This window comes from Methylophaga sp. UBA2689 (assembly GCA_002354555.1).
In the GTDB taxonomy this organism is placed as follows: Bacteria; Pseudomonadota; Gammaproteobacteria; order Nitrosococcales; family Methylophagaceae; genus Methylophaga.
In genome coordinates this window covers 75,369-97,383 of sequence record DELT01000057.1, presented here as the reverse complement: position 1 = coordinate 97,383, position 22,015 = coordinate 75,369, and the positions used below count along the sequence as shown (strand labels likewise).

General features: G+C 43.7%; 22 protein-coding genes and 1 tRNA gene. 20 read left to right on the top strand and 3 right to left on the bottom strand.

All coding sequences use genetic code 11. From position 1 onward, the window contains the following. The 11 genes from thrS to B3M51_RS06665 form a co-directional block, all read left to right on the top strand. Window positions 1-1,743, top strand: a 1,743-nt coding sequence (gene thrS, locus B3M51_RS06715; protein WP_292757757.1) for a threonine--tRNA ligase, incomplete at its 5' end; no start/stop codon positions are given. Continuing rightward, window positions 1,739-2,266 (top strand): translation initiation factor IF-3, encoded by a 528-nt coding sequence (infC, locus tag B3M51_RS06710; RefSeq protein WP_339777700.1) that lies wholly within the window; start codon window positions 1,739-1,741, stop codon window positions 2,264-2,266. The genes thrS and infC, both read left to right, overlap by 5 nt. A 32-nt stretch (window positions 2,267-2,298) precedes the next feature. Continuing rightward, window positions 2,299-2,496 carry a 50S ribosomal protein L35 gene (gene rpmI / locus B3M51_RS06705; RefSeq protein WP_292757755.1) on the top strand — a complete coding sequence of 66 codons (198 nt, stop codon included), beginning with the start codon at window positions 2,299-2,301 and terminating at the stop codon, window positions 2,494-2,496. A gap of 15 nt (window positions 2,497-2,511) precedes the next feature. Further along, on the top strand, window positions 2,512-2,871 hold the full coding sequence (gene rplT / locus B3M51_RS06700; protein ID WP_014706667.1) for a 50S ribosomal protein L20: 360 nt from the start codon (window positions 2,512-2,514) through the stop codon (window positions 2,869-2,871). 103 nt (window positions 2,872-2,974) lie between these two features. After that, window positions 2,975-4,012: a phenylalanine--tRNA ligase subunit alpha gene (gene pheS / locus B3M51_RS06695; RefSeq protein ID WP_292757753.1), complete on the top strand. Its 1,038-nt coding sequence runs from the start codon at window positions 2,975-2,977 to the stop codon at window positions 4,010-4,012. Window positions 4,013-4,027: 15 nt separating this feature from the next. Next, on the top strand, window positions 4,028-6,403 hold the full coding sequence (pheT, locus tag B3M51_RS06690; RefSeq protein WP_292757751.1) for a phenylalanine--tRNA ligase subunit beta: 2,376 nt from the start codon (window positions 4,028-4,030) through the stop codon (window positions 6,401-6,403). 32 nt (window positions 6,404-6,435) lie between these two features. Next, on the top strand, window positions 6,436-6,732 hold the full coding sequence (gene ihfA, locus B3M51_RS06685; RefSeq protein ID WP_014706670.1) for an integration host factor subunit alpha: 297 nt from the start codon (window positions 6,436-6,438) through the stop codon (window positions 6,730-6,732). Beyond that, window positions 6,716-7,078, top strand: a complete 363-nt coding sequence (locus B3M51_RS06680; protein ID WP_014706671.1) for a MerR family transcriptional regulator — start codon at window positions 6,716-6,718, stop codon at window positions 7,076-7,078. The genes ihfA and B3M51_RS06680 overlap by 17 nt, the downstream gene beginning before the upstream one ends. 31 nt (window positions 7,079-7,109) lie before the next feature. Continuing rightward, window positions 7,110-7,186: transfer RNA gene (locus tag B3M51_RS06675), tRNA-Pro, on the top strand. Between the two features lie 78 nt (window positions 7,187-7,264). Beyond that, the gene (locus B3M51_RS06670; RefSeq protein WP_292757749.1) at window positions 7,265-8,311 is read left to right on the top strand and encodes an NADP(H)-dependent aldo-keto reductase; all 1,047 of its coding nucleotides are present in this window, start codon (window positions 7,265-7,267) and stop codon (window positions 8,309-8,311) included. 158 nt (window positions 8,312-8,469) lie between these two features. Beyond that, window positions 8,470-10,584 (top strand): two-component system response regulator, encoded by a 2,115-nt coding sequence (locus tag B3M51_RS06665; RefSeq protein WP_292757747.1) that lies wholly within the window; start codon window positions 8,470-8,472, stop codon window positions 10,582-10,584. A 23-nt stretch (window positions 10,585-10,607) separates the two neighbouring features. Here the strand turns inward: B3M51_RS06665 and B3M51_RS06660 are convergent, their stop codons facing one another. Next, window positions 10,608-11,198: a MarR family winged helix-turn-helix transcriptional regulator gene (locus tag B3M51_RS06660; protein WP_292480712.1), complete on the bottom strand. Its 591-nt coding sequence runs from the start codon at window positions 11,196-11,198 to the stop codon at window positions 10,608-10,610. Window positions 11,199-11,490: 292 nt separating this feature from the next. Between B3M51_RS06660 and ectA the strand changes: the two genes are divergently transcribed. From ectA to B3M51_RS06635, 5 genes are all read left to right on the top strand, one after another. Then, a complete protein-coding gene (gene ectA, locus B3M51_RS06655) occupies window positions 11,491-12,006 on the top strand; it encodes a diaminobutyrate acetyltransferase (RefSeq protein ID WP_292757744.1) in 516 nt (171 codons plus the stop codon). Window positions 12,007-12,061: 55 nt separating this feature from the next. Then, window positions 12,062-13,423, top strand: coding sequence for a diaminobutyrate--2-oxoglutarate transaminase (gene ectB, locus B3M51_RS06650; RefSeq protein WP_292480707.1), 1,362 nt, complete (start codon window positions 12,062-12,064; stop codon window positions 13,421-13,423). 85 nt (window positions 13,424-13,508) lie between these two features. Next, entirely contained in the window at window positions 13,509-13,913 is a 405-nt protein-coding gene (locus tag B3M51_RS06645; protein WP_292360090.1) for an ectoine synthase, read from the top strand. A gap of 58 nt (window positions 13,914-13,971) precedes the next feature. Beyond that, entirely contained in the window at window positions 13,972-15,414 is a 1,443-nt protein-coding gene (locus tag B3M51_RS06640) for an aspartate kinase (protein WP_292480705.1), read from the top strand. Further along, complete coding sequence (locus B3M51_RS06635; protein ID WP_292757742.1) at window positions 15,399-16,292, top strand: TPR end-of-group domain-containing protein; 894 nt, start codon at window positions 15,399-15,401, stop codon at window positions 16,290-16,292. Before B3M51_RS06640 ends, B3M51_RS06635 begins: the two co-directional genes overlap by 16 nt. A gap of 35 nt (window positions 16,293-16,327) precedes the next feature. Here the strand turns inward: B3M51_RS06635 and B3M51_RS06630 are convergent, their stop codons facing one another. Together B3M51_RS06630 and B3M51_RS06625 are read right to left on the bottom strand one after the other, a co-directional pair. After that, window positions 16,328-16,864 (bottom strand): chalcone isomerase family protein, encoded by a 537-nt coding sequence (locus tag B3M51_RS06630; RefSeq protein ID WP_292480702.1) that lies wholly within the window; start codon window positions 16,862-16,864, stop codon window positions 16,328-16,330. After that, entirely contained in the window at window positions 16,861-17,352 is a 492-nt protein-coding gene (locus B3M51_RS06625; protein WP_292757740.1) for a nuclear transport factor 2 family protein, read from the bottom strand. Before B3M51_RS06625 ends, B3M51_RS06630 begins: the two co-directional genes overlap by 4 nt. Before the next feature lie 471 nt (window positions 17,353-17,823). Here B3M51_RS06625 and B3M51_RS06620 point away from each other — a divergent pair, with 471 nt between their 5' ends. The 4 genes from B3M51_RS06620 to B3M51_RS06605 all read left to right on the top strand — a co-directional run. Further along, window positions 17,824-18,756, top strand: a complete 933-nt coding sequence (locus B3M51_RS06620) for an acyl-CoA desaturase (RefSeq protein ID WP_292757738.1) — start codon at window positions 17,824-17,826, stop codon at window positions 18,754-18,756. Then, window positions 18,753-20,015 carry an NAD(P)/FAD-dependent oxidoreductase gene (locus B3M51_RS06615; RefSeq protein ID WP_292757736.1) on the top strand — a complete coding sequence of 421 codons (1,263 nt, stop codon included), beginning with the start codon at window positions 18,753-18,755 and terminating at the stop codon, window positions 20,013-20,015. Before B3M51_RS06620 ends, B3M51_RS06615 begins: the two co-directional genes overlap by 4 nt. Beyond that, entirely contained in the window at window positions 20,005-20,793 is a 789-nt protein-coding gene (locus B3M51_RS06610; RefSeq protein ID WP_292757734.1) for a DUF1365 domain-containing protein, read from the top strand. Before B3M51_RS06615 ends, B3M51_RS06610 begins: the two co-directional genes overlap by 11 nt. Beyond that, window positions 20,790-22,015 (top strand): SAM-dependent methyltransferase (locus tag B3M51_RS06605; RefSeq protein ID WP_292757732.1); only part of this gene is annotated, 1,226 nt, incomplete at its 3' end. The genes B3M51_RS06610 and B3M51_RS06605, both read left to right, overlap by 4 nt.

Below are 22,015 nucleotides of genomic sequence, written 5' to 3'. Positions count from 1 at the left end.
GAACGTGATGAAGAAGGGCTCGATATCATCCGACATTCGACCTCACATCTGTTAGCTCAAGCCGTAAAACAACTCTATCCCGATGCACAGGTCACTATTGGCCCGGTTATCGACGATGGCTTTTACTACGATTTTTCCTATCCCAAAGGTTTTACACCAGAAGATTTGCAGAAAATCGAAAAACGTATGGAAGAGCTGGTCAAGCAGGACCTGCAAGTGGTTCGTGAAGAAGTCACCCGTGATGCAGCAATACAGATCTTTCGCGAAATGGGCGAAGAATATAAAGCTCAGATCATCGAAGATATTCCTAAGGATGAAATCCTGTCAGTTTATCGACAGGGTGAATTCATGGATTTATGCCGAGGTCCGCACGTACCGAATACCGGAAAACTTAAAGCATTCAAACTGATGAAACTGGCCGGTGCTTACTGGCGTGGTAAATCTGAAAACGAAATGTTGCAACGGGTTTATGGTACTGCCTGGTCAGATAAAAAAGAGCTGAAAGCCTATCTGCATCGTTTGGAAGAAGCCGAAAAGCGTGACCATCGGAAGTTGGCGAAAAGTCTGGATCTGTTCCATCTGCAGGATGAAGCGGCTGGCATGATCTTCTGGCATGACAATGGCTGGCGGATTTATCGTGAAGTGGAAAAATATATTCGCGATGTACTGGCTCAAAATGATTATCAGGAAGTGCGTACCCCTCAGGTTGTGGATCGCAGTTTGTGGGAAAAATCCGGTCACTGGGATAAATTTGGTGACATGATTTTCAGCACCCATTCTGAAAACCGTGATTACGCGGTTAAACCGATGAATTGCCCTTGTCATATCCAGATATTTAATCAGGGTCTGAAAAGCTACCGTGATTTACCTTTACGTATGGCCGAGTTTGGTTCATGTCATCGTAATGAACCCTCCGGTACCTTGCATGGCTTGATGCGTCTGCGTGGATTCACTCAGGATGATGCGCATATCTTCTGTACTGAAGACCAAATCCAGACTGAGGTTTCTACCTTTATAGATCTATTGTTTAACGTTTATGCCGATTTTGGTTTTAACGACATTATTATCAAGTTATCTACTCGTCCGGAAAATCGTGTCGGCAGTGATGCCGTTTGGGATAAAGCGGAACACGCTCTTGAACAGGCATTAAATGCCAAAGATCTGGACTGGGAACTGCAACCTGGCGAGGGCGCGTTTTACGGACCTAAGATCGAATTCTCCTTAAAAGATTGTCTGGGGCGAGTCTGGCAATGCGGCACCATTCAGGTGGATTTCTCAATGCCCGGTCGATTAGATGCAACTTATGTGGCTGATGATGGTTCCAAGCAGGTACCGGTAATGCTGCATCGTGCGATTCTTGGATCACTCGAACGTTTTATCGGTATACTCATCGAAGAATATGCTGGCGCGTTTCCGGCATGGCTTGCACCTCGTCAGGTTATGGTCATGGGAATTACCGATAAACAGTCAGATTATGTTCAAAAAATTGCCCAACAATTGAAAAATCAGGGATTTAGAGCTGATACGGACTTGAGAAATGAGAAGATTGGCTTTAAAATACGCGAGCACACATTGCGTCGCGTACCTTATCTAATCGTTGTTGGGGATCGCGAAGCACAAGAAAATGCCGTGGCAGTACGTACTCGCAAAGGCGAAGATTTAGGCGCTATGTCGCTTGAGAGCTTCGTTTCCTTGCTTCAAGAAGACGTCGCTCGCCGCGGTCGAATTATTTTAGAGGATTAAAAACATCGCTACAGATCAAAAAAGGCTGAATTCTGAAATCACAGCCAGAGAAATTCGTGTAACCGATGCAAACGGTGAACAATTAGGTATTATTCCGTTGGCGAAAGCCTTGGAATTAGCTGAAGAAGCCGAGCTGGATTTGGTGGAGATTGCCCCTCAGGCAGAACCACCTGTCTGCCGTATTATGGATTACGGCAAGTATGTGTTTGAGGCTAATAAACAAAAGGCCATTGCTAAGAAAAAGCAAAAACAGATACAGGTAAAGGAAATAAAATTCCGACCAGGGACGGAAGAGGGTGACTATCAGGTAAAACTACGCAACCTGACACGTTTCCTCGAAGAAGGTAATAAAACCAAAGTCAGCCTCCGCTTTCGTGGACGTGAAATGGCCCATCAGGAATTAGGACTGAAACTGCTCGAACGAGTAGCTGATGATCTGAAAGACCTGTCGGTTATTGAGCAACATCCGAAGAAAGAAGGTCGGCAAATGATTATGGTTTTGGCGCCAAGTAATAAAAAATAACTATTAATTAAATTAACAATGCGGAGTTCCAAATGCCAAAATTGAAAAATCATAGCGGTGCAGCGAAGCGTTTCAAACGCACCGGTAGCGGAAAGTTCAAACGCGCTCAAGCGTTTACTAGCCATATCCTGACCAAGAAAAGCACTAAGCGGAAACGCCAACTGCGTTCCACGCTGACAATCTGTAAAGCAGATCATATGTCAGTCCGCAAATTATTGCCTCTTCTATAATTAAGGAGTATTCCAATGGCTAGAGTAAAACGTGGTGTAACAGCCAGAGCCCGTCATAAAAAAGTTATCGCGCAGGCCAAAGGCTATTATGGTCGTCGCAAGAATGTCTATCGTGTAGCTGTCCAGGCAGTTACCAAAGCCGGTCAATATGCATACCGTGATCGTCGTCAGAAAAAACGTGTATTCCGTACATTGTGGATTGCGCGTATTAACGCTGCTGCCCGTGAATGTGGAATTTCGTACAGTCGTTTGATCGATGGTCTGAAAAAATCATCTATTGAAATCGATCGTAAAGTACTGGCAGATATTGCTTATCACGATTCTGCTGCATTTGCTGCTATTGCTGCAAAAGCAAAGGCGGCTTTGGCTAACTAATCAGTCGGTTCGCTTTAGCGCGGATCTTATTATTAGTTACACAGGAAAGGGCCGTTGATGACGGCCCTTTTTTATTTCTGATTGATCCTCAGGTGGAGGAAATATGGCTGAACTGTCATCGCAGTTACTGGCATTAAAAGATATTGTTGAGGCAGCGAAGACCGCGATTCAAAACGCGACCGATGCCAAGACGCTGGATAATGTCCGGGTTGAATATCTCGGCAAAAAAGGCCTTATCACTGGTTATGTCAAAGAGTTGGGCAATCTCAGTGCAGAAGAACGTCCTTTAATTGGTAAAGAAGTGAATCTGGCAAAGCAGGAGGTTGCAGGTCTGACTGAAGTCAGGTCCAAGTTGCTTGCTGAACAGGCCATGAATGCAGCTTTGGCTGCCGAAACGGTTGATGTAACCTTACCCGGTCGGAATGCTGAAGTCGGCGGTCTGCATCCAGTGACTCGCACCTTGCAACGCATTGAACAGTACTTCCGTCAAATCGGCTTTCAAATTGCCGAAGGACCGGAAATCGAAGACGGTGATCATAACTTCACCGCATTGAATATTCCTGAAAGTCATCCAGCGCGTGCGATGCATGACACGTTTTATTTCAATGCAGAAATGCTGTTGCGCACCCATACTTCACCGGTGCAAATCCGCGTCATGGAAAATGAACAGCCACCTTTACGAATCATCGCCCCGGGCCGGGTGTATCGCTGTGATTCGGATTTAACCCATACACCGATGTTTCATCAGGTAGAGGGCTTAATGGTGGATGAAAACATCAGCTTTACCGATTTGAAAGGTATTCTTGCCGATTTCCTCCAGGCATTTTTTGAAAAACCACTCAATGTGCGGTTTCGTCCATCGTACTTCCCATTTACCGAACCTTCTGCAGAAGCGGATATTGAATGTGTGATCTGTGGTGGCGAAGGTTGTCGAGTCTGTAGTCATACCGGCTGGCTGGAAGTGCTTGGCTGTGGCATGGTGCATCCAAAAGTATTCGAGCACGTCAATATTGATAGTGAAAAATATCTGGGTCTGGCATTTGGTATGGGCGTTGAGCGCCTGGCGATGTTGCGATACGGCGTTAATGATCTGCGATTATTTTTTGAGAACGATCTGCGCTTCCTGCGTCAGTTCAAATAGGATAGGAAGTTCGCCATGAAATTAAGCGAAAATTGGCTACGTGAATGGGTAAATCCTGATTTTGATGTGCAGGTTATTGCCGAGAAACTGACTCAGGCGGGTCTGGAAGTTGATTCGGTTTCGCCTGTGGCTGGAGATTTCTCAGGGGTATTGGTCGGGCAGGTGAAATCAGTTGTACCACACTCCGATGCTGACAAATTACGTGTCTGTGAGGTGGATGTTGCCGGTGATTCATTATTGCATATTGTCTGCGGTGCCAGCAACGTTCGTGAAGGTTTGAAAATTCCGGTTGCCGTTGTTGGTGCAGTTTTGCCAGGTGATTTTAAAATTAAAAAAGCCAAACTGCGCGGTGAACCCTCTTTCGGTATGTTGTGTTCTGCTAAAGAACTCGGCTTGGCTGAGTCCTCTGACGGACTGATGGAATTACCGGCTGATGCACCTGTTGGGAGTGATATTCGCGATTACCTGGCATTAAATGATTTCACGATTGAAGTCGATTTAACCCCAAACCGCAGTGATTGTCTGGGGGTTGCCGGTATTGCACGCGAATTGGGTGTGATTAGTCGTACCAATCTGACCCCCGTAGCTATTAACGAAGTAGCGGCATCTGTTCAGACTACATTTCCAGTTTTAGTTGAAGCCAAACAAGCCTGCCCGAATTATATTGGTCGGGTGATTGAAAATATTAATCCTGATGCTAAAACGCCGTTATGGATGCAGGAAAAACTGCGTCGCAGTGGATTACGGAGTTTGAGCGCCGTCGTGGATATCACGAACTATGTGATGTTGGAGCTGGGTCAACCGATGCATGCATTTGATCTGCAGAAGTTACAGCAGAGCATTATCGTAAGGTTTGCCAAGGCAGACGAAAAGCTGACGCTATTAGATGGTCAGCAAGTTGAGATTGCTGAACAGACATTGGTGATTGCCGATGCCTCTGGTCCGCTGGCTCTTGCTGGTGTAATGGGTGGAGAGACCACAGCGGTTGATGATAAAACAACCTCACTGTTTCTCGAAGCGGCTTTTTTCACGCCTGATGCGATTGCAGGGCAGGCCAGAAGTTATGGGTTACACACTGATTCATCTCATCGCTTTGAACGGGGTGTTGATCCTCAATTGGCACAACAGGCAATGCAACGGGCCACTCAGTTGATTCTGGAGATTGCCGGTGGTCAGGCAGGCCCGCTAACTGTGGTTAGCGAAGAAAGTGCATTACCTGAAATACCGCAAATCCTGCTACGTGCAAATCGTATTAAACGGGTATTGGGCATTGAGCTGGATGCTGCTGAAGTAGAAGAACAGCTGACACGGTTAGGGCTGGAAGTTACTGCAGTCAGAGATGGCTGGTTGGTGATGGTGCCAAGTTTCCGTTTTGATATTAATATCGAAGTGGATTTGATTGAAGAATTAGGTCGTTTATACGGCTATGATAGATTGCCGCAAACACGGCCTGAAATCAGTGTATTGCCAGGTGCAATATCAGAAAAGCAGCTTGCGACAGAACGCTTACAAAGTCTTTTGGTGGATCGTGGTTATTTTGAAGCAATCACCTACAGCTTTGTTGACCCGACATTGCAAAAACACTTTGCCGACAGTGATATTGAACCAATCAAATTAGCCAATCCGATTTCAGCTGATCTGTCAGTGATGCGTCATTCATTGTGGCCGGGTCTGGTGCAGGCGATGGTTTATAATCTGAATCGTCAGCATGATCGGATTAGATTGTTTGAAGTGGGTCGTGTGTTCCGGGGGGAATTGGCTGATATCGAACAGTATCTGTGTATTGGCGGACTGGTCTATGGCGATGTTAATCCTGAACAATGGGCGGAAAAAAATCGTAAAGTTGATTTTTATGATGTGAAAGCTGATGTCGAAGCGTTATTGGCGTTGGGAAATGGCAAGGTCGAATTTCGCGCAGAAACACATCCTGCATTGCATCCTGGACAATCAGCACGTATTTATCAAAATGATAAACCGGTAGGTTGGTTGGGAGCACTGCATCCCAAACTCAATAAGCCATTAGGCTTTACTGGTAAAGCGTATGTTTTCGAATTGGCATTAACGGTTTGTCTGCAATCTGTCATTCCAACATTTACTGCTTTATCGCGTTATCCTGCTATTCGCAGAGATCTCGCATTAGTTGTCGACAATGCCATTGTAGCCGTTGAAATTGAGCATTGCCTGAAAGGTATCGAGTCTGATATTCTTAAGTCAATTCAATTGTTTGACGTTTATTCTGGAGATGGTGTCGAGCTTGGCAAGAAGAGTATTGCGGTCGCTTTCCATCTTCAACATGGTGAGCGAACCATGACCGACGATGAAGTCGATGCATTAATGCTGCAAATTACCAACAAGCTGCAAAGTGAGTTGGGTGCGGTGGTTAGAACCTAACGTCGGTTCAATAATAAGAATAGAGGTAAAGAATGGCACTCACAAAAGCCGATATGACTGAACAACTTTATGAAGAGTTGGGATTTAATAAACGTGAAGCAAAAGAACTGGTCGAAATGTTCTTTGAAGAAATCCGTGGAGCACTTGAGGAAGGTGATCAAGTGAAACTTTCAGGATTTGGTAATTTTGAACTGCGCGATAAAAATGAACGGCCTGGCCGTAACCCGAAAACGGGTGAAGAAATTCCAATCACCGCCCGTCGTGTTGTTACTTTTCGTCCTGGCCAAAAACTGAAAGCAAGGGTGGACAGTTATGCTAGAGGCGAGTAATAACAACGAACTACCTGCAATTCCGGGTAAACGCTACTTTACCATTGGTGAAGTCAGTGAGTTATGTGGTGTGAAACCACATGTACTGCGCTATTGGGAACAGGAGTTTACCCAACTCAAACCCGTTAAACGCCGTGGTAATCGCCGTTATTACCAACGCCATGATGTGGTGTTGATTCGTGAAATTCGTGGCTTGCTTTATGAACAGGGGTTTACCATTGGCGGTGCCCGTCAGCAATTGGAAACGGAACACAAACCAGAAGCTGCCCCCAGTAATGAAAATCGCAAACAACTGATTGATGAAATGCTGAAAGAGCTGGAACAAATTCGTACGATACTGGCTTAATACGTTATAATTTCACTGTTTTGTTGCTTGTCGGGGCATGGCGCAGCCTGGTAGCGCACTTGCATGGGGTGCAAGGGGTCGAAGGTTCAAATCCTTCTGTCCCGACCATACGCAACTTTAATATCATCACAACGCTCTTAATGGGCGTTGTTTTGTTTCTACCGTCTGAAAATCACAGGATCGACTATGCAATTCAATACCCTGGGCAATAGTAATCTAAAAGTCAGCCAGATTTGTCTTGGCACAATGACTTATGGTGAACAGAACAGCCAACAGGAAGCATTTGAACAGCTTGATTACGCGGTATCGCAGGGTATTAACTTCATTGATACAGCCGAGCTTTACGCAATTCCTCCCAAGGCTGAAACCTACGGTGCCACTGAAGCAATTATCGGTAATTGGTTAGCGAAACGTGGTCGTCGCGATGATTTGGTGCTCGCCAGTAAAATCGCCGGGCCAGGAGCTGATTGGGTAGGGCATATTCGTAAGGGTAAATCACGATTTGATGATAAAAATATCAGCGAAGCGTTAGACAATAGTTTGCAACGCCTGCAAACCGATTACCTGGATTTGTATCAATTGCATTGGCCTGAACGACAAACCAATTATTTTGGGAAATTAGGGTATCAACACGATGCCGCTGAAGAAGCCATGACGCCAGTCATTGAAACCCTGCAGGCATTGGAAAAACAGATAAAAGCCGGAAAAATTCGCTACATCGGTTTATCCAATGAAACTCCCTGGGGTTTGATGCAGTTTATTTCAGTGGCAAAAGCGATGAATCTACCTATGATTGCCTCAGTGCAGAATCCTTACAGTTTGTTAAACCGGACCTATGAGATTGGCTGTGCCGAAATCAGCTATCGTGAGAATGTTCCATTGTTGGCTTACTCACCTTTGGGTTTTGGCGTATTAACCGGAAAATATTTACACAACAATGCACCAGCCAATGCACGAATGAGTTTATGGCCACACTATGCCCGTTACAGCAACCCTCAGGCTGTTCAAGCCACGCAGTTGTATGTTGATTTAGCGCAGCAACATCAGTTAGATCCAGCGCAAATGGCGTTGGCTTATGTGAATAGTCGACCATTCGTTGCGGCATCCATCATCGGCGCAACCAGTATGGAGCAACTAAAGATTAATATTGGCAGCGATCAATTAATGCTGTCCGATGAAGTTGTTGCATCGATTGAGGATATCCATAAAACATTACCTAACCCGGCACCTTGAACCTTACTTTTCAGAAATGTGCGCTAGCGCAGGTTAAAGCTGACAACGCTATGGTAATTTATATTCTTCTTTAATATTGCTGATATAAACTGCCGCTGATCTGTTTGGTCATTCTTATATCAGTGTTTCTTTGCTTAGAAATTCAGGTATCTGGCAACATGGATAGTCCATCCTTATATACCGTGCTCATTGTTGATGACGATCCGGTGACTCGCCTGCTGATGAAGCAATCACTTCAGGATCCGAGCTTAACCATTATTGAAGCCCAAACCGGTGAACAGGCAATCGATTTATTTGCCGAGCATTTACCTGATATCACCCTATTGGATGTCTCCATGCCTGGCATGGATGGATTTACCTGTTGTAGAAAGCTACGTTTACTTCCCAAGGGACAGCAGTCAGCGATTGTTATGGTAACCATTCATGACAAAGTTGATGACATTGAAAAAGCATTTGAAGCGGGTGCAACAGATTTTATAACCAAACCCTTCAAGTGGCCTTTATTTGCCCACCGAATTCGTTACATTCTCAAAGCTAACAATACCTTACGCGAACTGAGCCAGAGTCGCTCCAAACTGGCCAAGGCACAGGCAATTGCCCATCTGGTTTATTGGGAATGGAATTTTAAGCAGAATGAAATTGAATGCAGTGCTGATCTGCATCAGTTGTTGGGTATAGATGATACCTCCCAAGGCATTTCCTTTAAACAGATTCTTCGTCGTATCTTTCCCGAAGACAGGCCTTTATTTAAGCAGGCTTTGCGTAGGGCCATAAATAATAAATATCCTTATGATATTGAATATCGTATTCAGTCAGATAATGGCCAACTATTCTATTTGCATGAACGCACGGAAATTATCGAGGATTATAGTGGTTGGAAGATAGTTGGCACTTTGCAGGACATCACCTCGCTTAAACGTTCTGAGCAGGAAATTGCTTACTTTACCTATTACGATACGTTGACCGACTTACCCAATCGACGTTTGTTTATTGAGCAGTTGGAAACCGCAATTGCTAGGGCCCGACATAAAAAACAATCGTTAACGTTGATGTTTATCGATCTGGATCACTTTAAACATATCAATGACACCTATGGTCATGCGGTAGGTGATGCATTGTTATGTGAGGCTGCAGCAAGGATTAAGGATTGTCTGCGAGATGCAGATTTGATTGCGGTAAGTAAGGATAAGGATGACCGTGTTGCCCGGTTTGCCGGCGATGAATTTACTGTAATGCTGACCAATATTGATAATGTGGATGTACTGGCAAATATAGCGCAACGTATTGTTGCCAAGTTTGAAAAATCATTTGATATAAAAGGTTATAACGTTTTCAGTACGGTGAGTATTGGGATTGCCCTTTTTCCTGAAGATGGGGATAACGTACAAAGTTTGATGCAACATGCTGATGTGGCAATGAATCATGCCAAGGAACTGGGGCGCAATAATTACCAGTTTTTTTCAGCAGAAATGAATGATTATTTGTATGAGCGTTTGCAGACCGAACAGGATCTTCGGCAGGCATTGGAGCGGAACGAATTTCTGTTGTTTTATCAGCCGCAAATTGATGTAAAAACACAGCAGATAATTGGTTTTGAGGCCTTGTTGAGGTGGTTGCACCCGATAAAAGGTCTGCTAGGCCCACTCACCTTTATTGAAGTGGCCGAAAAGACCGGTTTGATCATTGCCATTGGTGAATGGGTTTTGCAACAGGCATGTTTACAAACACGCCAATGGCAAAAACGATTCGATATTCACTGGCGTGTTTCAGTGAACCTGTCTGCAATGCAGTTTAATCAGCAGTTATTATTGGAGCAGGTTGGCCAAAGCCTTAAAAACTCGGAGCTGCCCGCATCTTCTCTGGAATTGGAAATCACTGAAACGGCTATGCTCAAGGATGTAATGGAAACTATTCCATTACTTAGTGCATTAAAAGACATGGGAGTAGGCCTGGCAATTGATGATTTTGGAACCGGTTATTCTTCATTAAGTTATTTGAAAAATTTCCCGATTGATACGTTGAAGATTGATAAAAGTTTTGTTGATGAAATTGTCGAAAACCCTAAAGATGCCGCTATTGCTCGTACCATTGTCCAGCTTGCAGATAATCTTGGGTTGAGAACCATTGCAGAAGGCGTCGAAACGATTGATCAGGTAAACATGCTGACGACAATGGGCTGTAAGGAATTACAAGGGTATTACTACAGTAAACCCCTTCCAGTTAGTGAAATTGAACGTCTGCTTGAGAGCGGAAATGGGCTGCAAAATTCCTAGGGCTTATTAAAAACCAACAAGCTCTAACGCTTTTTTGCAGGCATTTTAACAACATCCTGTTCATCCTCGTATCGGTCCAGCAAACCAATATCAAGAACAGGTGAGGCGTCAATATGCTGGGCGTCCATCATTTGAGCAACCCGTTTTATAGCGGACATTATCATTGCCTGTTCCCATTCATCTAATTTACTGAATTCACGAGTAAAACGATCCTGTAAAGGAATAGGCGCGCTTTTAAGCGTTTCTGTAGCGGTTTCTGTAAGGTAAGCATGAACTTTACGTTTATCGGTCTGAGAGCGTTGTCGATAAACCAATCCACGTTTTTCCAGGCGATCCAGAATGGTGGTCACTGTAGCCTGACTTAAACTCATCTCCTGAGCCAACTCACCTATAGTCACCTGCCCCTTATCCCGTAATGTCTGTAATAAAAGTATCTGGGGTGCGGTCAAACCGGTGGTTTTGGCCAGATATTTGGAATGTAGATCGGTGGCGCGGATAACCCGACGCAATGCAATAAGCACTTCTTCAATATGATTCAACAGGTGTTCCCTTTGCTCTTTGTCTAGACCAAGAGCGTCTATAGTTTCAGTATTAATTTGAATTGAATTCAACATATTTTCCCACGTTTCTTTGATGAATATTTCAACTTGGGGTAAACCGCTTTACGAGTCTTGTCGGCTTATCAGCCAGACTTTTATCCAGACCATTTTAAAGAGCTCGAACTAAATTATAGAGCACAAAGTGGTCTGGACTTTTAATTTGTTTAGTGTACTATATATTTAGATTCTGTCATCTGCAAGTCATAAATGTATGATTATATTAATTAAACGTCATTATGATGGAATTTAAAGGTTTTTTTACATCACTAAGTACTTAGTGCAATAAACATTAGAGTTGATTACATATATGAGCCAAGTAAAGACTGCGCCTTTACCTATTGAGTTAGTGCAACCAACGGCAGAACTTGGTGCAGCCGTGCATAAACTTATTTCTGAATGCCCACCATTAGATACCAATTCGATGTATTGCAACTTATTGCAAAGCAGCCATTTTGCCGAGACAGCTGTTGCAGCTGTTCTTGAAAATGAATTGGTGGGGTTTATTTCCGGATATCGCATACCACAACGCCCTGAAACATTATTTGTCTGGCAGGTTGCCGTTGGTGAAAAGGCCCGAGGTCAGGGGCTTGCCGGAAGAATGCTTAAAGAAATTCTGTTGCGTGAACAAAACCGTGACATTAAGCGAATCGAAACGACGATAACTCCAGACAACAAAGCTTCTTGGGCGTTATTTGAAAGTCTTGCCCGTAAACTGGATACCGAGATTAGCAGTAGTGTGATGTTTGATCGAAAACAACATTTTGCCGATCAACATGATACTGAAATGTTAGTTAAAGTCGGTCCGTTTAAACCCATAGCTTAATTAATACTGAATTCAGGTCAGCGATGGCCACAACTTTCACAGGAGAGAAAAGCGAATGAAAATTTTTGAAGAGATCGAATCAGAAGTGCGTTCATATGCCCGCGCATTCCCTCGTCTATTTGACAAAGCTCAAGGCGAGTTGATTTATGATGATGATGGCAATGAATATATAGATTTTCTGGCTGGTGCAGGTTCGCTGAATTATGGTCACAATCACCCTTTATTCAAAGAGAAGCTGATTGAATATATTCAACGTGATGGTATTACTCAGGGCCTGGATTTACACACACGTGCCAAGGGTGAATTCCTGGAAAGCTTTAACGAGAATATTCTGAAGCCTCGTGACCTTGATTACATTGTCATGTTTACCGGTCCTACTGGCACCAATGCGGTCGAAGCCGCGTTAAAAATTGCCCGTAAAAAAACCGGCCGTGAAAACATTATTTCATTTACTAATGGCTGGCATGGACAGAGTCTTGGTGCGTTATCGGTAACAGGTAACTCAACTCACCGTGGTGGTGCTGGTATCGCTTTACATGGTTCAACCCGAATTCCTTATGATGGTTATCTGGGTGATGATTTTGATACTACTAACCTGCTCGACAAGATGTTGTCTGATTCCAGTAGTGGTGTCGACAAGCCGGCGGCGGTGATTGTTGAAACGGTGCAAGGTGAAGGCGGTATCAATGCTGCTTCAATGACCTGGTTACAAAGTCTTTCAGAAATCTGCAAACGTCATGATGTGTTATTGATTGTTGATGATATTCAGGCGGGTTGCGGCCGCACCGGTACCTTCTTCAGTTTTGAAGAAGCAGGTATTTACCCTGACATCGTCACCTTATCCAAATCACTCAGTGGTTATGGTCTGCCATTTGCCGTAGTGCTGATGAAGCCGGAAGTTGATCAATGGTCCCCAGGTGAGCATAACGGCACCTTCCGTGGCAACAATCATGCGTTTGTTACTGCTAAAGCAGCGCTGGATTATTTCTGGAAAGACGATAAATTTGCCAAGGAAGTACAGCGTAAAGGCCAGTACATAGCTGATCGCGTTGATACCATTGTGACTAAATACGGTGAAGGTAACTTTAATTCACATGGCCGTGGCATGTTCCGAGGTATTAATTGTGTCAATGGCGAGTTGGCTGGACAAATCACCCGTAAATGTTTCCAGAAAGGTTTGATTATCGAAACCAGTGGTGCAGACGATCATGTTGTGAAATTCCTCTGCCCACTCACCATCAAGGATGAAAATCTGAAAAAAGGTATTGATATTCTGGAACAGGCGATTAAAGAAGTTTGTGATAAAGCAGACAGCATTCCTGAAGAAAAGGACTTTTTTGAAGGTGATTATTCAGTAAGTGATGAAGCCAGTAAATCTGATGTAGTTGAGCCGGAAAGCAAAAAAGCGGCAAGTTAATAAACTGACCAAACCAACTTAAGTAATCCGGTGAACGGTTTTCCGTTCACCGGATTTTGCCAAAGCATTTACAGAGGACAAAATCATGATTGTCAGACAACTTCAAGAAGCTCAACAAACCTCTCGTCGTATCGTTTCACCGGATGGCAACTGGGAAAGTACCCGTATGTTATTGAAAGACGACAACATGGGGTATTCATTTCATATCACCACTATTTATGCCGGTGCCGATTTCCGTATGCACTATCAGAATCATCTTGAATCGGTGTATTGCATCAGTGGTGAAGGCGAAGTAGAAACTTTGGATGACGGCAAGGTCTACAAAATTACCCCGGGTACTTTATACAACCTGGATAAACATGATCGTCATATCCTGCGTGCGTTTAAAGAGCTTCATCTGGCCTGTGTGTTCAATCCACCATTAAATGGTAAAGAAGTTCACAACGCTGAAGGTGCTTATGAGTTAGACGCCGAAGCAGTAACTGAATAACAGGCAATGCAGCCTTTCCGGTTTAGCCCGGAGTACAACGAATTAACAGAGAGTAGATATGCAATTTCATACGGTAGAAAAAATAGGCGGCACTTCCATGAGCGACTATGTCGCAGTGCGCGACAATATTATTCTGAAACCGGTTCATAACGAGTCAATTTACAATCGTGTGTTTGTTGTTTCAGCTTATGGTGGTATTACTAACCTTTTGCTTGAGCATAAGAAAAATGGCACATCTGGTGTTTACGCTGAATTTGCCAATAGTTTGAATGATGATAGCTGGATGGAAGCGATGGAAAAGCTCAAACAAGAGATTTTTTCCATCAACCAGCAACTGTTTAAAGATAAAAAAACATTAAATAAAGCTAATGAGTTTATTGGCGAACGTCTTGATGATGCAGAACGGGTCTTGGCGGATCTGCAACGTCTTTGCCAGCACGGTCACTTTGCTTTGGATATGCATCTGGCAACAGTGCGTGAAATGCTGGCCAGTATTGGCGAGGCTCACAGTGCCTGGAATACTGCAACTTTACTCAAAAAAGACAAAATCAATGCTCGTTATGTAGATTTGACAGGGTGGCAGACTGATAAGCACATGAAACTTGATGAGCGTATTAATAAAGCGTTTGCCAAAATTGATCTGAATAAAGAGTTACCCATCGTGACTGGGTATGCCCATAGTGATGATGGTCTGATGTCGACCTTTGATCGTGGCTACAGCGAGATGACGTTCAGCCGTATTGCTGTATTGACCAATGCCAATGAAGCGATTATTCATAAAGAGTTTCATTTAAGCAGTGCTGATCCACGTTTGGTAGGCGAAGATAATGCTGTGCCGATTGGCCGGACCAATTATGATGTTGCTGATCAATTAGCCAATCTGGGTATGGAAGCCATTCACCCCAAAGCGGCAAAAGGCTTACGGCAGAATAATATTCCGTTAAGGGTAAGAAACACCTTTGAACCTGAACATGCCGGAACATTAATCACCGGTGACTATATCAGTAGCAAACCATGTGTCGAAATTATTGCTGGCTGCAAGCATGTTTATGCATTTGAGCTGTTTGATCAGGATATGGCAGGCAATATTGAAAATTATGATCGTGAAATCCTGGCTCAGATCCGCAGAAATAAAGCCCATATTATTTCCAAAGATATTAATGCCAACACCATTACGCATTATCTTACTGCGAGCCTGAAGAATATTCGACGGATTAGGGAAGCTCTGCAGGAACAATTTCCGGAAGCAGAAATTAATCAGCAGAAAGTGGCCATTGTGTCGGCGATTGGTAGCGATATGAAAATCCCCGGTATCCTGGCACGTACGGTAAGTGCACTGGCAGAGAAAAATATCAGTGTGCTGGCCATGCATCAGTCTATGCGTCAGGTAGATATGCAATTTATTATTGATGAAGATGACTATGCCGATGCGATCAAAAATCTGCACAGTTATCTTGTTGAGGTGCATGATCACGGAAGAGCTATATGCCTCGCATCGTAGTTGCTTTATTTTTTTTATGTTTGCCAATGTTGGCAAACGCAGAGCCGGAAACCCAGGTAGCACCTATACCTGAAGCACAAATGGAACAGTTCGAAGCAGAAGTTGATGTATTGGAACAGCCGCTTTATTCACCATTTATAGAGCGTTATGTATTGGATGAATTAAAACAGTTACGTACCGATATGGCTGCCCAGCGTAATGAGATGATTCAGCAGATAGTGAATCGTGAAATTAACGCGGTGGATAAAGCGGTTACCTATTCAACCAACACGGTTACCTATTTTTTCTATCTGATTGCGGGTGCAACATCGATATTGGTTCTGGTGGGCTGGACATCGATCCGGGAAATCAAGGAGCGGGTGCACTCACTGGCAGATGAAGAGATCTCAAAACTGGTGCTGGAATATGAGCAGCGTTTACACGCTATAGAACTGCAACTTAATCAAAAAACACAGCATATTGAAGAGAACCGCGAAGAGATTGAGCGAACTCAGGAACTGCAGTCACTATGGCTACGTGCCGCTCAGGAAAATACGGCATCACATAAAATTGGTATTTATGACCACATCTTGAAGATTAAACGCGATGATTGTGAGGCCTTGACCTATAAAGCTGATGCCGTGCTTGAATTAGGTGAGCCTCAATGGGCGGCCAACCTTTGTCATCAGGCTTTATTAAGTGACCCACAAAACAGCCATGCGTTTTATCAGTTGGCATGCGCTTATACGACAATGGGGCAATTTGAAGAAGCACTGTATTATCTCAAAGAAGCCATCTCGCGCAGTGAGAGCTATCGTGAAGAAATTGCTCAGGAACTAGCATTACAGCCTTTGCAGGATCATCCGGGCTTACAAAAATTGTTATATCCCAGTGAATAAAAAGTTAACCCATTTGAACCCGCCAACAGGCGGGTTTAATTTTTCAGACCTGCCAGTAAATCTTCTTTCATTCCATTGCTGAAAGGATCTTTTCCAAACCAGATATCAAAATAAGCTTTGCCAAGTTGTGCATCATCACTTTGACTCAGCTGTTGCCCATTTTTGAATAACAGTAAACCTGACTCAGCCGAATAGCGGATATCGTAACGATCACCTTCTTCAGCTTTCTGATAGCCAGCATTGAAATCCAATAATGCCATTTCAATTGATTTGAAAAAGTCATCCTCCAGATTACGCTGTAACAATTTCACAGAAGATTTTTGAAAATCCTCGGCATCAAAACTCCGCTTATAAATAAATGAAAGCTGAACTGGCTGACTGGTCAGTTCTGTATCATCACTGCATTGTTCCCGATATAAAGCAACGTCACCAAGATTGAATAACATCACTTTGATAGGAACGGCTGAACATTGCTGCAGGATAGAATCACCCAGCTTTATTTCAGATTCAAAGCTGTTTGCACTGGCCAAGTGAAAAGGGATGAGCGAAAAAAACAGAATGCGTTTTATCATAATTTTTCCCGGATTTTCCTAAGGGAGTATCCAATAATCGGCAAGTGTTGATAAAAGCCATCCACACCATCCCAAAAATCCTGATGTAAGATGATCTTGCCTTGTTCATTAAAGCGTAATTGGCTGATACCAATAGATTTGCTGTCGACTTGCTTTCCCATTACCGTAAACTGCATTTGCATTATCCAGCGCACATAGATGTCGTGACCACTGCGAGCAACATCCTGAACCTGAACTTCAAGGCGATCGACCTGTTGCCCGGTCTGTTCCATGTATTCTATGAGTTCATTTCTGTCAGTAATGGTTTTGAAGGTATCGTTAAAATAAAGTTGTTCAGCATAGGTTTGACGGATAATATCTGCCACTTCACCATGTTGAGTCTGATTAAAAACCTCAATAAAGCCGTTCACAGCCTCGTTGTTTTCAACTGGCTGCGAGCCTTTTGATTCAAGAGCTTTCTGGTAGTCAGTTACATAAGCACTTTGCATAGAATTTCCACTGCAGGCCGCTATTAAAACAAATATGGGTAAGAGCCAAGTCAATTTTAGCGTAAGAGATTTCTTTAACATGGTTCTTTTCCGATGAACTTGATTATTATTCTCATCAAACCGTAAAGATTGTGAAAATGAAGTGAAGAGACTGCCAGGCTCTGAAAGAGCATAGCCTTCATGGCCTATTTATCTTGATCTGGCGACTTTACTTGTTTACGGCAAGGCGAAAAGAACGTAGCTGACCTCTATATTAAGTTACTAACAAATGAGTCTGGAACTTATTTGAAAAGCTTGGCTGGCTGAGCAGCAGTGAAATACATGAATGTATTTCACAAAAGACGATCTCCTGCTTGATGGAAACTTTTTTAGCTCTCAACAAAGCCGGAGATAAAAAACACGCCCTTAACTCTTCACATGCAATTCACACTTTGCTGACTAAGCTTCACATCATCGCAAAAGAGACACTTCATGAAATCAATTCGACAATGGTTTGACAATGGTGAAGCCGATTTATCTGTTGCCGAACTTGGTAATGCAGATACAGGTGTTGATTGGTTAAGGGTTATCCCTTTTCTGATCATGCATCTGGCCTGTCTGGCAGTTATTTTTGTAGGCATTTCTTCAATTGCAGTGGCTGTTGCAGTCGCTTTATATTTAATTAGGATGTTTGCCATAACAGCGTTTTATCATCGTTATTTTTCACACAAATCTTTTAAAACATCACGGACAGTCCAATTTGTTTTTGCATTTATTGGCGCAACTGCAACACAACGTGGACCGCTATGGTGGGCAGCACATCATCGTCAGCATCATCGTCATGCAGATCAGTCGGCCGATCCTCATTCCCCCAAACAGGGTTTTTTTTGGAGCCATATGGGCTGGTTTCTTTCAGGAAAACATTATCAAGCTGATTACAGTCTGGTTCTGGACTGGAAAAGGTTTGCTGAACTGCGTTGGCTGGATCGATTCGATTTGATCGCACCGATTGTATTAGCAGCAAGCTTATTTATTTCGGGTGTATTACTGGAAAAGTTTGCTCCCGGACTGGGAACAAATGGATGGCAAATGTTGGTATGGGGATATTTTATTTCGACGGTAGTATTGTTACATGCAACGCTGTTAATAAATTCCATGGCGCATCGAGTTGGTAAAAAACGCTACACCACAGGCGATGAAAGCCGTAATAATTTTGTGCTGGCATTATTGACCCTGGGGGAGGGCTGGCACAACAATCATCATCATTATCCTGCTTCTGCCAGACAAGGGTTTTACTGGTGGGAAGTCGATATAAGTTATTACCTGCTAAAACTCATGCAAAAAACTGGGCTCATCTGGGATGTTCGCACAGTTCCGCTTCACAAACGCGAAAGCAAGAAAGTCCTCTCTGAGGCCGCTTTATGAAAATTGCTGTTGTTGGTGCTGGAATATCCGGTTTGACCTCGGCATATTATCTGGCCAAAAAACATGAAGTAACCGTGTTTGAAGCTGGCAATTACCTAGGCGGTCATACCGATACCCACTTGATAGATATATCTGGCAAAGCTTTTCATGTGGATACGGGCTTTATCGTTTTTAATCAACAGAACTATCCAAATTTCAGTGCGTTATTATCCCAACTTGGGGTGGACAGTCAGCCCACTGAGATGAGCTTCAGTGTCAGTAATGCCACTTCTGGTCTGGAATATAACGCTACTGATTTGAATAAATTATTCTGTCAGCGTCGTAATCTGGTGAGCTTTCGTTTTTATCGAATGTTATGGGATTTGGTAAGGTTTTATCGTGAAGCCCCTTTACTGCTAAATGAAGACGACGACGGTCTGACATTGGGCCAATATCTGGCAATCAATAATTACAGTGATATTTTTATCAATGACCATTTAATTCCTATGGCTTGTGCTTTGTGGTCAGGCCCCAGTCTTTCAGTGGTGGATTTCCCGGCACAGTATTTTATTCGTTTTATGCATAATCATCACATGCTGTCGTTAACAGACAGACCGCAATGGCGTGTGGTTAAAGGTGGCTCAAAGACTTATGTTGATGCGCTGGTACAGCAGACAAATGCAGAGTTTATGACGGGTTCACCCATTCAACGGATAGAGCGAAATATTCATGGTGTCAGCTTATCGGTTCACGGAGAGAAGCGTCATTTTGATAAAGTAATCATCGCCGCTCATGCAGATCAGGCATTACGCATGCTGGATCAGCCCAGTGAAACGGAAGTGGCCGTTCTCGGGGGAATAGGCTTTCAGGAAAACGAGATGCATCTGCACACAGATGCAGATATATTGCCGAAAAATCCTCAGGCGTGGGCCAGCTGGAATGTTCGCGTAAGCCCTGAATTGCGTCAGCAATGTACCGTGAGTTATCACATGAATACGTTACAAAGTCTGAATGCGCCAGCAGAGCTGATCGTTTCGTTAAATTCCGGACATTTGATTGACCCGAAAAAAGTTCTGGTGCATCGACGTTATGCCCATCCAATTTATAATCTCTCCACGCTTAATGCTCAACGTCGCTGGCAGGAAGTTGCTGATACACAGCATACTTTTTATTGCGGTGCTTATTGGGGATGGGGATTTCATGAGGATGGTGTGAGTAGCGCTTTGCGGGTGATTGATGCTCTGGAAAATTCTCAGCAGGGAGTTGCCAATGTTGCCTGATGGAATTTATCGTGGCTGGGTGCATCATCAGCGTCATCTGCCAAAAAATCATGAGTTCCAGTATCCACTGGCAATGTTGATGCTGGATCTTGATGAACTGCAATCCCATTTTAAACGCTCGCGTTTCTGGTCATTGGAACGCTTCAATCTGATTAGTTTTTACCGTAAGGACTATCTGCAATCAGACCAGACAGATTTGAAACAGGCAGTGGTGGAGTTGATACAACAACGGAGTGGTGAGTCATTCTCAGGTACGGTAAAGATCCTTACTCATCCACGCTATCTCGGGTTTATATTCAATCCGGTGACGTTTTATTTTTGTTATGAACAGCAACAGCTTAAGTTCATAGTCGCTGAAATTAACAATACACCCTGGAATGAGCGTTATGCCTATGTATTGAAAGTCAATCAGCAACAAAATCAGCCATGGCGGTTTGATTTTGATAAGCAGTTTCACATTTCACCGTTTATGCCAATGGATATTCAATATCACTGGCGTTTTCAGCTGGAACAAGATGCAATCAATATCAACATGGTGTTAATGCGCGAGGGAGAACGCCAGTTTGATGCGACATTACAGGCTGATTTCCAGCCAATGACAGCCAGAAGTATGCGTTGGTTACCTATTCGCTATCCACTACAGACACTCAGAGTTGTTATGCGTATTTATTGGCAGGCGTTACGCTTATGGGGCAAGCATACCCCTTCATTCAGTCATCCTGATCAACAAGCCGATACCGTGACCCAACCTGTTATACCGAATGGAGAGGACAAATGAGTAAATCGGCCGTCATTGAAACTCAGAGTGGCAAACCCAGCCGACTATCAAAACTGTATGAAAAAGCTGTTATCGGTCAGCTAGGCAGGATTCAGAAAGGCTATATTCATCTACATACAGCAGGTGAAGTTTATGAATTAGGGGATCCAAGTGCGGATCTATCGATTAGCCTGACCGTCTATGATCGGCGTTTTTTTGAAGCTGTCGTTCAAGGCGGCAGCGTCGGCGCTGCTGAATCATACATGCAGGGTGACTGGCATTGCAGTGATTTAACTGCATTGGTGAGAATTCTGGTTCGTAACCAGTCATTGACTGATGAACTCGAACAGGGCTTTGCCAGAATTACCGGTGCGTTGTTAAAAGGCTTTCACTGGCTTAATCGCAATAGCCGAAAAGGTAGCCGTAAGAACATCGCTGCCCATTATGATCTGGGGAATGATTTATTCGAATTGTTTCTGGATAAAGACTGGATGATGTATTCATCCGGCTTGTATTACAGTGGTACTGAATCTCTTGAAACAGCTCAGCGGCAAAAGTTGGCGAGACTGTGTGACAAGTTGGATTTACAGCCGACAGATCATCTGCTGGAGATTGGTACTGGGTGGGGAGGTTGTGCGGTATTTGCTGCTCAGCATTATGGCTGCAAAGTCACCACAACGACTATTTCCCAGCAACAATATGATTATGCTGTTCAGCGTGTATCAAAAGCGGGCCTAACTAATCAGATAACAGTATTGCTTGAAGATTACCGTGATCTACAAGGGCAATATAACAAGCTGATTTCGATTGAAATGGTTGAGGCGGTGGGGCATCACTATATCGATGACTATTTTCAGCGGTGTGCAGATTTATTAACCCCAGATGGCCTGGCCATCATTCAAGCGATTACACTGGAAGATCACCGTTATGCCCAGGCAGTAAAATCAGTGGATTTTATCAAGCGGTATATTTTCCCAGGCAGCTTTATCCCCAGTGTCACCGTGCTGAGTAATGCTGCTGCCAAAGCCAAGCTGAAACTCACCAGCCTTGAAGATATTGGCCCAAGTTACGCGATTACTCTGGCCACCTGGCGGGAACGTTTTAACGCTTCGCTGGACAGAGTTCGCACCATGGGGTATCCGGATTCATTTATTCGGATGTGGGAGTTTTATCTTTGCTATTGCGAAGGTGGTTTTGCCGAACGCAGTATCAGTGACGTGCACTTACTATTCAGTAAAGTCGA

Bases quoted from the DNA above. Each gene is read 5' to 3' on its own strand.
- B3M51_RS06620 (WP_292757738.1), top strand. From the start codon at position 17,824: ATGAAATCAATTCGACAATGGTTTGACAATGGTGAAGCCGATTTATCT.
- pheT (WP_292757751.1), top strand. From the start codon at position 4,028: ATGAAATTAAGCGAAAATTGGCTACGTGAATGGGTAAATCCTGATTTT.
- rplT (WP_014706667.1), top strand. From the start codon at position 2,512: ATGGCTAGAGTAAAACGTGGTGTAACAGCCAGAGCCCGTCATAAAAAA.
- B3M51_RS06630 (WP_292480702.1), bottom strand. From the start codon at position 16,864: ATGATAAAACGCATTCTGTTTTTTTCGCTCATCCCTTTTCACTTGGCC.
- B3M51_RS06640 (WP_292480705.1), top strand. From the start codon at position 13,972: ATGCAATTTCATACGGTAGAAAAAATAGGCGGCACTTCCATGAGCGAC.
- B3M51_RS06645 (WP_292360090.1), top strand. From the start codon at position 13,509: ATGATTGTCAGACAACTTCAAGAAGCTCAACAAACCTCTCGTCGTATC.
- ectB (WP_292480707.1), top strand. From the start codon at position 12,062: ATGAAAATTTTTGAAGAGATCGAATCAGAAGTGCGTTCATATGCCCGC.
- ihfA (WP_014706670.1), top strand. From the start codon at position 6,436: ATGGCACTCACAAAAGCCGATATGACTGAACAACTTTATGAAGAGTTG.
- ectA (WP_292757744.1), top strand. From the start codon at position 11,491: ATGAGCCAAGTAAAGACTGCGCCTTTACCTATTGAGTTAGTGCAACCA.
- B3M51_RS06660 (WP_292480712.1), bottom strand. From the start codon at position 11,198: ATGTTGAATTCAATTCAAATTAATACTGAAACTATAGACGCTCTTGGT.
- B3M51_RS06680 (WP_014706671.1), top strand. From the start codon at position 6,716: ATGCTAGAGGCGAGTAATAACAACGAACTACCTGCAATTCCGGGTAAA.
- rpmI (WP_292757755.1), top strand. From the start codon at position 2,299: ATGCCAAAATTGAAAAATCATAGCGGTGCAGCGAAGCGTTTCAAACGC.
- B3M51_RS06665 (WP_292757747.1), top strand. From the start codon at position 8,470: ATGGATAGTCCATCCTTATATACCGTGCTCATTGTTGATGACGATCCG.
- B3M51_RS06615 (WP_292757736.1), top strand. From the start codon at position 18,753: ATGAAAATTGCTGTTGTTGGTGCTGGAATATCCGGTTTGACCTCGGCA.
- B3M51_RS06625 (WP_292757740.1), bottom strand. From the start codon at position 17,352: ATGCAAAGTGCTTATGTAACTGACTACCAGAAAGCTCTTGAATCAAAA.
- pheS (WP_292757753.1), top strand. From the start codon at position 2,975: ATGGCTGAACTGTCATCGCAGTTACTGGCATTAAAAGATATTGTTGAG.
- B3M51_RS06670 (WP_292757749.1), top strand. From the start codon at position 7,265: ATGCAATTCAATACCCTGGGCAATAGTAATCTAAAAGTCAGCCAGATT.
- B3M51_RS06610 (WP_292757734.1), top strand. From the start codon at position 20,005: ATGTTGCCTGATGGAATTTATCGTGGCTGGGTGCATCATCAGCGTCAT.
- B3M51_RS06635 (WP_292757742.1), top strand. From the start codon at position 15,399: ATGCCTCGCATCGTAGTTGCTTTATTTTTTTTATGTTTGCCAATGTTG.